11 protein-coding genes and 1 riboswitch are annotated in these 13,989 nt (G+C 51.0%); all 11 genes read left to right on the top strand.

Annotated features, from left to right (window positions below):
* Nucleotides 1-116 precede the first annotated feature (116 nt).
* The 11 genes from mnmH to EEX84_RS12295 all read left to right on the top strand — a co-directional run bounded on the left by mnmH (nucleotide 117) and on the right by EEX84_RS12295 (nucleotide 13,975).
* Complete coding sequence (gene mnmH / locus EEX84_RS12345; RefSeq protein ID WP_123165959.1) at nucleotides 117-1,181, top strand: tRNA 2-selenouridine(34) synthase MnmH; 1,065 nt, start codon at nucleotides 117-119, stop codon at nucleotides 1,179-1,181.
* Between the two features lie 247 nt (nucleotides 1,182-1,428).
* The gene (locus EEX84_RS12340; RefSeq protein WP_123165958.1) at nucleotides 1,429-2,319 is read left to right on the top strand and encodes a TIGR01777 family oxidoreductase; all 891 of its coding nucleotides are present in this window, start codon (nucleotides 1,429-1,431) and stop codon (nucleotides 2,317-2,319) included.
* Between the two features lie 278 nt (nucleotides 2,320-2,597).
* Entirely contained in the window at nucleotides 2,598-4,610 is a 2,013-nt protein-coding gene (locus EEX84_RS12335) for a penicillin-binding transpeptidase domain-containing protein (protein WP_123165957.1), read from the top strand.
* 132 nt (nucleotides 4,611-4,742) lie between these two features.
* Nucleotides 4,743-6,233 (top strand): BCCT family transporter, encoded by a 1,491-nt coding sequence (locus tag EEX84_RS12330; protein ID WP_123165956.1) that lies wholly within the window; start codon nucleotides 4,743-4,745, stop codon nucleotides 6,231-6,233.
* A gap of 142 nt (nucleotides 6,234-6,375) precedes the next feature.
* The gene (locus EEX84_RS12325; RefSeq protein ID WP_123165955.1) at nucleotides 6,376-6,702 is read left to right on the top strand and encodes a YnfA family protein; all 327 of its coding nucleotides are present in this window, start codon (nucleotides 6,376-6,378) and stop codon (nucleotides 6,700-6,702) included.
* Between the two features lie 155 nt (nucleotides 6,703-6,857).
* Complete coding sequence (locus tag EEX84_RS12320; RefSeq protein ID WP_123165954.1) at nucleotides 6,858-8,888, top strand: penicillin-binding transpeptidase domain-containing protein; 2,031 nt, start codon at nucleotides 6,858-6,860, stop codon at nucleotides 8,886-8,888.
* 297 nt (nucleotides 8,889-9,185) lie between these two features.
* Nucleotides 9,186-9,289, top strand: a riboswitch (SAM riboswitch).
* 148 nt (nucleotides 9,290-9,437) lie between these two features.
* Nucleotides 9,438-9,611, top strand: coding sequence for a YezD family protein (locus EEX84_RS12315; protein ID WP_123165953.1), 174 nt, complete (start codon nucleotides 9,438-9,440; stop codon nucleotides 9,609-9,611).
* A gap of 110 nt (nucleotides 9,612-9,721) precedes the next feature.
* Nucleotides 9,722-10,747, top strand: a complete 1,026-nt coding sequence (locus EEX84_RS12310) for a methionine ABC transporter ATP-binding protein (protein WP_123165952.1) — start codon at nucleotides 9,722-9,724, stop codon at nucleotides 10,745-10,747.
* Entirely contained in the window at nucleotides 10,737-11,399 is a 663-nt protein-coding gene (locus EEX84_RS12305; protein WP_123165951.1) for a methionine ABC transporter permease, read from the top strand. The genes EEX84_RS12310 and EEX84_RS12305 overlap by 11 nt, the downstream gene beginning before the upstream one ends.
* A gap of 30 nt (nucleotides 11,400-11,429) precedes the next feature.
* Nucleotides 11,430-12,308, top strand: a complete 879-nt coding sequence (locus EEX84_RS12300; protein WP_123165950.1) for a MetQ/NlpA family ABC transporter substrate-binding protein — start codon at nucleotides 11,430-11,432, stop codon at nucleotides 12,306-12,308.
* Between the two features lie 275 nt (nucleotides 12,309-12,583).
* Nucleotides 12,584-13,975 carry an LLM class flavin-dependent oxidoreductase gene (locus EEX84_RS12295; protein WP_123165949.1) on the top strand — a complete coding sequence of 464 codons (1,392 nt, stop codon included), beginning with the start codon at nucleotides 12,584-12,586 and terminating at the stop codon, nucleotides 13,973-13,975.
* Nucleotides 13,976-13,989 lie beyond the last annotated feature (14 nt).

Here is a 13,989-nt window from a genome sequence, read left to right as displayed (position 1 = left end):
GAGAAGTCGGGTTTCAGCCGGACCGGAAAACAAACCGTTGAAAGCTTCAATTGGCGCGGGAAGGTGTATACTTAATATTGTAAGAAAAGCGGCATGTTCTTTTTGGAGGGAAAATGATGTACAGCAATATTAAAGTAAGTGACTTAATTCCAATGATTGAAGAAGAGAAAATGGTGCTGATTGATGTCAGGTCACCATCTGAATACAACGACTTTTCGATTACGGGAAGTGTCAATATCCCGTTTTTCAGCGATGCCGAACGGGCGGAAGTCGGCACGCTTTATAAGCAAGTGAGCGTGGAGGCGGCAAAAGAGCGCGGCCTTGAGATCATTTCAGCGAAGCTTCCGGAGTTTGTCCGGCAGTTTCAGCAGATCAAAGGAGAGAAAACGGTGTTTTGCTGGCGCGGCGGCATGCGCAGTAAAACGACGGCCACGCTGCTGGATTTGATGAATGTCCATGTGCACCGGCTGGAAGGTGGAATCCGCGAATACCGCAAATGGGTGATGGGTCAGCTCGACCGGCAGGAATCTCCGTTTCCGGTGTATTTTTTAAACGGCCTGACGGGCACGGGGAAAACGAGAATCTTAAAGCGGCTGCAGGAAGAAGGGTATCCGGTGATGGACCTGGAAGGGATGGCCAATCACAAAGGATCCATTTTCGGGCATATCGGCGCCGAGCCGCATAACCAAAAAACCTTTGATGCTTTATTTGTCCAGCAAATGCGGAAATTGCAAAACGCGCCGTATATGCTTGTGGAAGCGGAAAGCAACCGGATTGGAAAAGTGGTGGTGCCGCCATTCCTGAGCGATTTGAAGGACCACAGCGTGCAACTGATCATCGACATGCCGATGGAACAAAGAATCCAGGAGATTCTGGAAGATTACAATCCATGGGAGCATCAACAGCAATGCATGGAAGCCTTTCAGCGCATCAAGTCCCGGATCCACACGCCGGTCGCCAAGCAGATCGAAGAGGATCTGCAAACCGGACAGTTCGCTTCGGCGGTCCGATTGCTGCTGGAGAATTACTACGACTCCCGCTACGAGCATACCGGGCTTCAATACGATGAAACAAAGAAAAAAGTGCTGCATGTTGAGGACATCGACGAAGCGGTCCGGGTAATTAAAGAAACGATTTCTCAGGTCAATGAAAAAGAGCTGTTGGCAAATCAACGGTTTTAATGAAACAAAAGCGGTTCGCTGAGGCGGGCTGCTTTTATTTTTTTGGTTGGTTTTGCTTTGGTGGAGCGAATTCCGACCTTTTGCCGGTGAGTTCCGACGGCCAGCGCCCGAGTTCCGACGTTTTGACCGTGAATTCCGACCAATCCCGATTTTGGCGGATTTTATCTGATGACCGATAATTCACGCATCTTTTATTCGTCTCATGTCGTCCTGTAAGTATCAAACTGACAGGAAATGGGTGAAGAAGATGAAGAAAAAAGTGGTGTTGGCCGGCGGGACTGGTTTTATTGGACGATATTTGGAGCAGCAGTTTACGGATACCGGCTATGAGGTGCTTATCATTTCAAGGCAGCCGCAGCATATCAGTTGGGACGACAAAAACGGCATCATCGACGCATTGGAAGGGGCGGAGATGCTCATCAATTTGGCCGGCAAGTCGGTCAATTGCCGCTACACGGAAAAAAACAAACGGGAGATCTACAATTCGCGTACCATCACTACCGAAACGCTCGGTGAAGCGATACAGGCATGCTATAATCCGCCGCCTCTGTGGATCAATTCCAGCACGGCCACGATTTACCGTCATGCCGAAGACCGGCCGATGACAGAAGCGAACGGCGAATTGGGCAGGGGCTTTTCGGTCGATGTCGGGAAAGCATGGGAACAAACCTTGTTTTCTTTCCAGCTTCCGCGGACACGGCAAGTGGCGCTGCGGCTGGCGATCGTCCTTGGTCAAGGGGGCGGTGTCATGACGCCGTATGAAAATCTTGTGCGTTTCGGACTTGGTGGCAAACAGGCGTCCGGCAACCAGATGTTCAGCTGGATCCATATCGAAGACGTCTACCGGATCATCTTATTCCTGCAGGGGCGCGACGACTTGAGCGGTGTATTCAATTGTTCAGCGCCAAAACCGGTCACCAACCGGGAATTAATGAAGCAGGTGCGTCGTGCGATGGGACGCAAAATCGGGTTGCCGGCTCCTGCCTGGCTGCTTGAAATGGGGGCTGTCTTCATCCGGACCGAGACAGAGCTGATTTTCAAAAGCCGCTGGGTGTTCCCCGACCGGCTGCTGAAACAAGGATTCCGTTTTAAATACCCTGCCATCGATCAGGCATTGCGGCAAATCGTCAAGCAGTAGCCGTTTGGCAGATCAAAGTGAAGAGGGAGCGGTTCGCCAGAGGCGGACCGCTTTTTTGTGGGTGGGATATTGCTTGTTTGGTGCGAGTTCCGACGGCCCGTGCCCGAGTTCCGACGTTTTGACCGTGAGTTCCGACCGCCATCGATCCCGCCAGGCTAGTGGCCAAGTGAAGCCAAAGTGAAAACGTATGTCCCTTCAGCAGTGCCACATTGACTCTTTTCAGTTTTCTCTCCAGCGATTCACTGGTAAAATAAAGAAATGAAACGGAGGAGAAAGAGATGGACAAAAAATTATGGGGCGTTATTTCTCTTATCCTGCTCATGGTGCTGGCGGGCTGCCAGGACAGGCAGGCGACACCGGAAGAGCGGTTGGCAGATTACATAGAACACTGGAATGACGGCGATTTTGCTGAGATGTACCGTGATTATTTGAACGAAGGAACCAAACAGGCGTATGCGGCGGAAGACTTTGTCGAACGGCAGGAAAAACTGCACAACGATCTGGCCATCGAAAATCTGGAAGTAACATTCACGGAAGCACCGGAAGACACGGAGTGGGATCCGGAGCAGCCGGCGGATTTCCCGGTCCAGATTACGATGGATACGCTGGCGGGACCGGTCGAATTTGACAAGACGATGACGCTGCTCCACGAAACGCGCGAAGAGACGGAAGGCTGGTTTGTGGAATGGAATCCGTCGTTCATTCTGCCTCAATTGGAAAAAGGCGATGAAGTGCGGATTTCCTCAACTTCAGCGGCGCGCGGGGAAATCGTCGACCGCAACGAACGCGGCATTGCCATCAACGGCACGGGTTATGAAATCGGCATCGTGCCGGAGCGTTTCACGGACGATTCAAAAAAAGCCGAAGTGGCTGAACTGTTGGGCGTTTCGGAAGAGCATATCGACAATCAGCTGAATCAAAGCTGGGTGCAGCCGGAGCATTTTGTACCGCTGACAGTCGCTTCAAGTTCTGACCAGGAGCTGCTGAGTCAGGCAGTGCAAATACCGGGTGTCACCTATCAGGAAACGGAGATGCGTGAATATCCATACGGCGAAGCATTATCGCATCTGGTCGGATACATCGGACAGATTACCGGCGAACAGTTTGAGGAACTGAAAGAAGAAGGCTACACCGAAACCGATTTGATTGGCCGGCAGGGGCTGGAGCGGCATTTGGAAGACCGGCTGCGCGGCACGGACGGCTCGCTGATTTATATTCAGAAGCCGGAAATGGATCCCATCACAGTAGCGGAAACGCCGGCTGAAGACGGGGAGACCATCGCGCTGACCATTGATGCGGAATTACAGAACGCGACATATGAAGCGATGCGCGGAGAACCGGGGGCAAGTGCCGCGGTTGATCCGACTACCGGTGAAACGCTGGCGCTCGTCAGTTCGCCGGGGTTTGTGCCGAGCGAATTCATGCTGGGCATCAGTGGAGAAAAGTACACGGCGTTGACGGAAGATCCGCTGAACCCGCTGTATAATCGCTTTGCCGCTGCCTATGCACCGGGATCAACCATCAAACCGGTCACCGCAGCGATTGGCATGGAAGCGGGTACGCTCGATCCGTCAGCAGGTTTGACGATCAACGGACCGACGTGGCAAAAAGACGATTCCTGGGGCAATTACCGGGTGACGCGCCTTCATCCGGAAGCGCCGAACCCGATCGACTTGAACCGCGCGCTGGTCTATTCGGACAATATTTATTTTGCCCGGCAGGCATTGGAGATGGGACGCGAGACTCTGGTGAGCGGCTTGGAGAGTTTCGGCTTTGGAGAAGCGGTTCCGTTTGTTCTTGACTTGAGGTCTTCGCAAGTGTCGAATGACGGCACACTGTCATCCGAAGGACAGCTGGCGGATACGTCATTCGGGCAGGGGCAGATGCTCGCCAATATCCTGCATCTGGCGACTGTGTACCAGCCGATTTTGACGGACGGCATCATGTATGAGCCGACTTTGCTGCTGGAAGAAGAAGATGCGCAGGTGTGGAAGGAAAATCTGCTGAGTGCGGAAAACGCCGAAGTGCTGCGCGGCAACCTGCGCAATGTGGTGGTCGACGGCTTCGCGCAGGCGGCCAATCTGCCGGATATTCCGCTTGCGGGCAAGACCGGTACGGCTGAAACAAAAGCGTCAGCAGAAGACACCGGACAGGACAACGGCTTCTTCATCGCTTATAACTCCGAGAATCCGGACTTTATCATCGCGATGATGATTGAAGATGTCGCGGATAATGACGGCAGTGGATACGTCGCCGAACTGGTGGCGGATGTCTACACTGATGAAAGATAAATGGACAGAACGGGCAGGCGGCTGACAGAACGCCTGCCCATTTTTTGTCAATAGACATACGCTGAGAATATGGTAGTATAGACAAAGTTAAATAGAAATTAAACTCGAACTAATCCATATGAGAGGTGTAATATGAACAAAGCCACACAAGTATTTTGGTATGCAATTGCGATTTCAATCATTGTCGTTCTATGGGGCGCGATTGCTCCGGAAAATCTGGAATCCTTTACATCGACCGTTACAGGCAACCTCACAGCCAGGTTTGGCTGGTTTTATCTGCTGCTGGTCATTGCGATTCTGGTTTTCTGTGTGTACATGATGTTCTCCCGCTTCGGCAATGTGAAACTGGGGAAAAAAGACGACGTTCCCGAGTTCAGCCGGCTGTCATGGTTTGCCATGCTGTTCAGTGCTGGAATGGGGATGGGACTGGTTTTCTGGACGACCGCAGAACCAATTTCCCACGCCTTCACCAGCAGTCCGTTGGCTGAAGAAGGAAGCAATCAGGCAGTGCAGGATGCGCTGAAGTATTCTTTTTTCCATTGGGGAATCCATGCCTGGGCGATTTACGGCATCGTCGGACTGGTGTTGGCTTATTTTAAATTCCACCGTGGCACGCCGGGTCTTATCAGTGCCACATTGACGCCGTTGTTCGGCCACAAACTCATGAAAGGTCCGCTTGGCAAAGCAATCGACGTGCTGGCGGTATTTGCCACAGTGGTCGGCGTCGCGGCGACGCTCGGCTTCGGTTCCGCACAAATTACCGGCGGACTGTCATTCCTGTTTGGTACGCCGAATAATTTTATGGTCCAGTTGATTGTGCTGACCGTTGCCACAGCATTATTCATCTGGTCGGCCTGGTCCGGAATCGGGAGGGGCATCAAATATCTGAGTAACATTAACATGGGGTTGGCCGCTGTATTATTGATCCTGTTGTTTATCGTCGGGCCGACGATGTATATCGTCAATATGTTCACGCACACACTCGGTGTTTATATCACGGACTTTTTCCGGATGAGTCTGCGGCTGGCGCCGATGAATGAAGACAACCGGAGCTGGATCAACGCCTGGACCATTTTCTACTGGGCCTGGTGGATTTCCTGGGCACCGTTTGTCGGCATCTTCATCGCCCGCGTTTCCAAAGGGCGGACCGTGAAAGAATTCATGTTCAGCGTGCTGCTGCTGCCGTCACTCGTCTGCTTCATCTTTTTCTCGGTGTTCGGCGTCTCGGCACTGCAGCTCGAACAGCTCGGTACAGCCACAATTTCCACCTTTACACTGGAAACATCGACGTTCGGCGTATTGGCGGAATATCCGCTCGGCACATTCATGTCGATTCTGACCATTTTCGTTATCGCCATTTTCTTTATCACATCAGCCGACTCGGCGACGTTCGTGCTCGGCATGCTGAGTACAAATGGCACATTGAACCCGTCCAACTCCGTGAAAATCACGTGGGGACTGATTCAGTCATCGGTCGCTGCCGTTGTCGTTTATTTCGGCGGGACGCAAGGGTTGCAGAACATGCTGATCATCGCAGCGCTGCCTTTTGCCCTCGTCATTATTCTGATGGGCATATCGTTTCTGAAAGACATCCAGACGGAAATGCCTGTGCGGCGAAAATAATAAAATCAGTGGCAAGCATCGTTTCCCGGAACTGGGAAGCGGTGCTTTTTTCGGTTAGCGTCCGAACATCAACGGTTCCTGTTACACTGGATGATGGAAGGTTACATATTAAAATGAGAGATTTTCTGAAGAGGTGGTTTCCATGCTGTATGCAATCAGTTTATTCGTCATCGCAGGCTTGGCAGAAATCGGCGGCGGTTACCTGATCTGGCTGTGGCTCCGCGAAAGCAAACCGTATTACTGGGGACTGGTCGGAGGTGTCATGCTGGCGCTGTACGGCGTCATCGCCACACTGCAGCTGTTTCCGTCGTTTGGCAGGGTCTATGCCGCGTACGGCGGTGTTTTTATCATCCTTTCCGTCCTCTGGGGATGGGGAATTGACCGCAAAACCCCTGATTTCTACGACTGGCTCGGAGCCGGGATCTGCCTGCTCGGTGTTGCGGTAATGCTTTTTATGCCGAGAAATTAAAGAAAGAAGCCGGTCCTGGCAACGGGAAAGGCTTCTTTCTTTGCTGGCGGTTGTAACTCAGCAGAAAAGCCGTAACTCTTGCGCCCGGTTTTGTTAAATAAATGATATCTTAATATTCTGTGCAATGATAAAATGAGAGAAAAGGAGGACGTGGGATGGAGAAAAAAATGACAGGAATAATTTTTCTTTTATTAATTTTCCTCCTGACGGGCTGCCAGGAAGAACCAGAGCAAGTGGCGCCGGAAGAGCAGGTTCTCGAACAATACGAGACGCCGGAACACCGCCTGGAGGAATTCATCAGCCTGTGGAACGCTTCGGATTTTTCCGCCATGTTCGAGGGCTACTTGGATGAGCGGTCGAAAGACGCGTATGGCACGGAAACGTTCATCGACTGGCAAAACCAGTTGCATGACCAGCTGGAAGTGAAAAACGTCGAAGTCAGCTATACGGCTCCTGAGGAGGACGCCGTCTGGGATTCAGAATTGGCCGACTTTCCCGTACAAATCCAAATGGATACGGTCATCGGGACGATTGAATTCGACAAGACTTTGACGCTGCTTCATGAAACGCAGGGAGAGAGTGAAGACTGGTTCGTGGCCTGGGATCCATCGTTCATCGTGCCGGAACTTCAAAAAGGCGACACGGTCCATGTCACAACGACCGATCCGCTGCGCGGTGAAATCGTCGACCGCAACGAACGTCCGATTGCCGTCAATGGCACAGGCTATGAAATCGGCGTCGTACCGGCGAACTTCACGAAAACAGAAGAACTGGCACTGCTTCTCGGCGTATCACCGGAATTCATTGACGATAAGCTTAACCAAAGCTGGGTGCGGCCGGGGCATTACGTGCCGATCGAGCGGATCACGGGCAATGACCCGGAGCAGCTCGAACGGATTTTTGCCATTCCCGGTACCGTGCAGAAAGAAGTGACGATGCGCGAATACCCGTATGGGGCGTCACTGTCTCATATTTCCGGCTTTATCGGGCCGATCACAGCGGAACAACTGGAAAACCGCGAAGGCCAGGGGTATGGCCCCGATGATCTGATTGGCCGGGAAGGCTTGGAAGAAATGCTGGAAGACCAGCTGCGCGGCAAGCAGGGCGGCCGTATTGAAATCGAAAAAGCAAGGCAAGGCGGCGAACGGATCACGTCTGTGGAAAATGAAGCGGCCCAGGGTGAAACCATCGCGTTGACCATCGATGCCGATCTGCAGAAATCAACGTATGACGCCATGCGATATGACGCGGGAACCGCTGCGGCAGTCGACCCGGAAACCGGCGAGACGCTGGTCCTCATCAGCAAGCCGGGCTATGACCCGAACGAATTTGTCATGGGCGTCAGTGGCAGCCGCTTCCGGGAATTGGCGAACAATCCGATGGAGCCGATGTTCAACCGCTTTGCGGCAAACTATGAGCCCGGTTCGACCATCAATCCGATCACAGCGGCCATCGGTTTGGAAGCGGGAACGCTCGATCCGGCAGAAGGCTTGACCATCAACGGCAAAACCTGGCAGCGCCATTCATCATGGGCCGGCTACCGCGTAACGCGCCAGCATGACGACGTGCCGAACCCCATCGATTTAAATAAAGCACTCGTCTACACGGACAATATCTACTTTGCCCAGCAAGCGATGGAAATCGGGCGTGAAGGGTTGGTGGAAGGATTGACGCAATTTGGCTTCGGCGAAGAAATCCCGTTCACACTCGAACTGACCCCGTCCCAAATTTCCGGCAACGGTGTGCTCGGTTCGGAAGGGCAGCTGGCAGACACGTCATTCGGCCAAGGGCAGATGAAAACGAACATCCTGCACCTGGCGTCCATGTATGAACCGCTTTTGACGGACGGCGTCATGTACAAGCCGACCTTATTCCTTGATGAAGAAGACCAGCAAGTGTGGAAAGAAAATCTGATCAGCGCGGACAACGCCGAAACTATCCGCAACGGCCTGCGCGATGCCATCGTCCACGGCCATACCCAGTCGGCGAACCTGAACAATATCCCGATTGCCGGCACATCGGGCATGGCCCTGGAACGCGGCCAGAACAACGGCTATTTCGTCGCCTATCACGCCGAAAACCAGAACTTCATCCTGGCAATGATGATCGAAGACCTGCAGGACGGCCAAAACAGCGATTACGTAGCAGCGGCCGCGGCAAAAGTCTTTCAGGCAGCTGAGCAGTAGGAACAGTGAGAATAGAGGAGAGGCAGTTCGCTCCGGCGGACTGCTTTTTTATTGGCGACGACGGCGGCGAGGGACCTGTTTTGCCGAGGTCGGAACTCGAGGGGAGAAGGTCGGAATTCAAGCGAGAAAGGTCGGAACTCGACGCAAATTGGTCGGAACTCATGCGTCCACATGACAGCAGAAGTGATAACATTTATCCATCACCTCCATAAAAAAGAATATAAAAATAATTCAAAATAATATTGACAGTACAGGAAAAAGCATGTAAATTGTAAATTACAACTTAACAGCAAAACATTCTTATCAAGAGAAGCGGAGGGACTGGCCCTTTGAAGCTTCGGCAACAGACTCATGGAGTACTGTGCCAAATCCAGCAAGCGCATGCGCTTGAAAGATAAGAAGAGCAAATGACATATGTTCATGCCCCTCTTCTTATGGAAGAGGGGCATTTTATTTGGCCAAACGGAATGTCCGGAAGCTGATTGGATGACCAAAAGCTGCCGGTGAAAGTTGTGAAGTTGACTACATTAAGGGAAAGGAGAAGCTAGGATGGGAAAAATAGAAGCTTCGCAAATAGATCATATTGTCTCGACATTGGAAAACCTGCAGTACGGATCGGTGGTGATCAGCGTACATAATGGTGAAATTATGCAAATTGATGCAACGGAGAAAAGACGGTTTGCGCCGTCCAAGCGTTCCGCCTCTCCGCGTGATACCAAGTGAAGAAAACACCAAAACCAAATACCATGCCGATTAGACAACTAAAGGCATCTTTATTCTGAACCATACAGAATAGGGATGCCTTTTCGTTTGCAAAAAAGGAGAGAAGCGCCGTGATTAAATTTGAAGAAGTCAGCAAAGTTTTTGGAACAGGAGACAAGACGGTCCAAGCCGTTCAAAATGTTTCGTTAACCGTCAATAAAGGAGAGATTTTCGGCATTGTCGGTTTCAGTGGGGCCGGGAAAAGCACATTGATCCGATTGGTCAACCTGTTGGAACGGCCCAGCTCAGGAAAAGTCATCGTCAACGATTTCGAAATCTCTTCCATTTCCAAAGATGAACTCAGAAAACTGAGAAGAAGAATCGGAATGATTTTTCAATCGTTTAATTTATTTAATTCCCGTACGGTTTCCGGCAATATCGCCTATCCGCTGAAACTGACCAGAACAAATAAGCAGGAAATCGACCGCCGTGTGAAAGAACTGCTGCAGTTCGTCGGACTCGAAGACAAAGCCGATAAATATCCCGAGCAGTTGTCAGGCGGGCAGCGGCAGCGGGTGGGCATCGCCAGGGCGCTGGCCACATCGCCGGATATCCTGATATGCGACGAAGCCACTTCCGCATTGGATCCCGAGACAACCGGTGAAATCCTGAATCTGCTGAAAAAAATCAATAAAGAATACAATATTACGATTTTGCTCATTACACACGAAATGCACGTCATCCGAACCATTTGTGACCGGATGGCGGTCATGGAGAACGGAGAAGTGATCGAGGAAGGAAACGTGTACGACATCTTTTCCAACCCGCAATCGAAAACCACGCAGAGTTTCATCAGCTCGGTGCTGAATGACAAATTATCTCCGCGGCTCTTGGCAAAGCTGCACGAAAAGCCCGCTGCCCGGCTTTACCGGGTCGTCTTCACAGGAGAGGCTTCCAGCGAACCGCTTTTGTCCCGCGTGACAAGAAAGCATCAAATCGACTTCAATATCATCTATGGCAGCATCAATGAACTGCAGGACCAATTGTTCGGCAGTCTGGTTGTGGAATTTTATGGAGAGAAAAGTGAGGTAGATAACGTGGTAAAAGAACTCAGTGAAATTGTTGAAGTAAGAGAGGTGGCACACCATGGGAGTTGAGTGGAGTACATTTTGGCCGAGAATCGTGGAAGCGACCGGCGAAACGATCATGATGGTCATTCTGACACTGATCTTTTCGAGTATATTCGGTATTTTGATGGGCCTGCTCTTTTTTGTGACACGTGAAGGAAACATTCTGGAGAACAAACTGATTTTCAACATCTTGAATTTATTCGTCAATATTGTCCGTCCCATCCCTTTCATCATTTTGCTCGTCGCCATCACACCGATGACGCGGGAAGTTGTTGGGACGACAATCGGCACGATGGCCGCTGTTTTCCCGATGACGATCGCTGCGTCGTTTGCCATCGCACGAATTGTCGAGAACAACCTGGTATCAGTGGAACCAGGGATCATTGAAGCGGCGCAGGCGATGGGCGCGAGACCGGTACAGATCATTTTCGGTGTCCTGATACCCGAAGCACTGGGACCGCTGATCATGGGCTTAACATTCATCACGGTCGGCTTGATCGACTTTTCCGCAATGGCGGGAACAGTTGGCGGAGGCGGTTTGGGAGATTTGGCGATGTCCTACGGCTACCAGCGTTTTGATACATCGGTGATGGTTGTCACGGTCGTTATCCTGATCCTGCTCGTCCAAGTCGCACAATTTACAGGGAACTTTTTGTCAAAAGCAGTTTTAAGAAGGTAATCAAAAACATCTAACAAAGGAGCAATTAAAATGAAAAAAACAATTTTATCATTCGTAACACTACTTTCTGCATTGATCCTCCTTTCCGCCTGCAACAGCACATCAGGAGAAGAGCTGGAAACAGTGACAATCGGCGTGACAGGAGCGGACGGCCCCATATGGGAGGTTATGAAAGAAAAAGCGGAAGCGGAAGGCATCAACATTGAACTGGTGGAGTTCTCGGACTATATTCAACCGAATAATGCTTTGGTCAATAAAGAAATCGATATGAACAATTTTCAGCATTTGGCTTTCCTGGCACCTTTTATGGTGGAAAACAACATTAGTGGAATTGTTCCCATCGGTTCCACTTCTACTAATCCAACTGCTCTTTACTCGGATAAATATCAAGATATTTCCGAACTTCCTAATGGCTCGCTGATCGGTGTGTCTGATGATCCAGCAAATTTGGGACGCGGATTAAAACTGCTGGAAACGGAAGGGTTGATTGAAATAGATGAAGCTGCCGGCATCTACCCTACGCCAGACGATATCATCAGCAATCCGAAAGAATTGGAATTCCACACGATGGTGTCACAGCAAACCGCACGCGTCTTGCCTGATGTTGCAGCTTCTCTGGTTAATGGAGGAATAGCAGGACAAGCTGGATTGACGGTGGAAGAAGCTCTTATCTATGATGATCCGAACAGCGAAGCGGCACGGCCATATATTAGCGTGTTCGCCGTGCGTACTGAAGACAAAGACAAGGAAGCGTTCAAAAAAATCACCGAGCTCTACCATGAGCAAGATGTCTACGAAGCGGTGAAAGAAGACTCGAATGGAGTCACAACAGCCGTAAAAGTAGCTGCAGAAGATTTACAGAAAACGCTTGATGAACTGATGGGAAATATCAAGTCGCAATCAAATTGATCTGAAACCTAATTAATTATATTTAAAGAGATGGAGCAAAACAGCGGAGACTCCCNATATTTAAAGAGATGGAGCAAAACAGCGGAGACTCCCGCGGGAGCAGTAAACGTGTTGGGCCACCAACACGTTTGCGATGAAGTGCCGAAATCCACTCGGGCGGTTAGCCCGAGTTAGTTCGGCGCAAGCCCGCGGGAAAGCGGAGCTGTTTTGCGGAATATCGACAGGTAGGGAGTCAGATCATTAGTTCATCTTATTTATAGAAAGGGAGCTCAAAAATGACCAGACAAATCCACTTGAACGCTTTTGATATGACGAGCGCGATGCACAATTCCCATGGCCTTTGGAAACACCCGAACAGCAAGCGGCATCTCCATTACAAAGACCTGGATTACTGGGTCGAGCTGGCGAAACTTCTGGAAAGAGGAAAATTCGATGCCGTCTTTTTTGCCGATGTACTCGGCATATATGATGTCTACGAAGACAGTATGGACCCTGCGATACGGGACGGCGTGCAAGTGCCGTTGAACGATCCGGCTTTTGTCGTGCCGGCGATGGCTGCAGTGACGGAGCATTTATCGTTTGCCGTCACGGTAAGCACGACCTATGAGCAGCCGTTTGGCAATGCGCGCAGGTTTTCCACATTGGACCATTTGACGAAAGGCCGAATCGCCTGGAACGTCGTGACTTCTTATTTGCCGAATGCGGCCCGCAATTTCGGCTTGTCCGATATGATCAAGCACGACAAACGGTACCAACTGGCAGATGAGTTTCTGGATGTGTCGTACAAATTATGGGAAGGCAGTTGGGAAGACGGAGCAGTGACAGCAGATGTGGCAAATGAACAATTGGTGGATCCGGCAAAAGTCCATACCATCGACCATGAAGGGTATTATTTCCAGGTGCAGGGCCCTCATTTGAGCGAACCCTCGCTGCAGCGGACACCGGTCATCTACCAGGCAGGAACATCCGAAAAAGGCCGGGAGTTTGCGGCGAAACATGCGGAATGCGTCTTTGTCGGAGGGGAAACGCCGGAGAAGATCAAGTTTTATATCGAGGATATCCGTGGGCGGGCTGAGCGGTATGGCCGAAATTCAGCTGACGTCAAAGCCTTCACTTTTCTCAATGTGGTCGTCGCGGAAACGACCGAACAGGCAGAAGCGAAATACCGGGAGCTGGCACGCTATTGGAGTCCAGAAGCGGCCAAAGCCCAGTATGGCGGTTCGAGCGGCTACGATTTATCCCAGTATAAAGAGCTGGACAGCCCATTTGAATACAAACACACGGAACATGGGCAGTCCCGCGCAGCATCGCTGACAAAAGACGCGCCCCAAAAATTGACGGTAAGGGAAGTGCTGGGACGGTTCGAGACGTTGAACCGAAACAACATCCTGGTAGGAAACCCGTCTGAAGTGGCAGACGCCATCCAGTTCCAATTCGAAGCATCAGGCGTTGACGGCTTTAACCTTGCACATCTGGTGACTCCTGAAAGTTTGCAGGATTTTGTCGATTTGGTGGTTCCCGAGCTGCAAAAACGCGGCATCTATAAGAAAGAATACGAACAGGGCACATTCCGTGAAAAACTGTTCAAAGACAGCACAGGGGTATTGCCGGAAAGCCATCCAGGGAGCAGGTATCGAATCAGCGCGCGTATTGAAGTGAATCAATAACAGAGGAGTAGATG

This window comes from Planococcus salinus (genome assembly GCF_003719725.1).
Lineage (GTDB): Bacteria > Bacillota > Bacilli > Bacillales_A > Planococcaceae > Planococcus > Planococcus salinus.
Note: the sequence above shows the minus strand (reverse complement) of the source record. Positions and strands in the feature narration are given on the sequence as shown.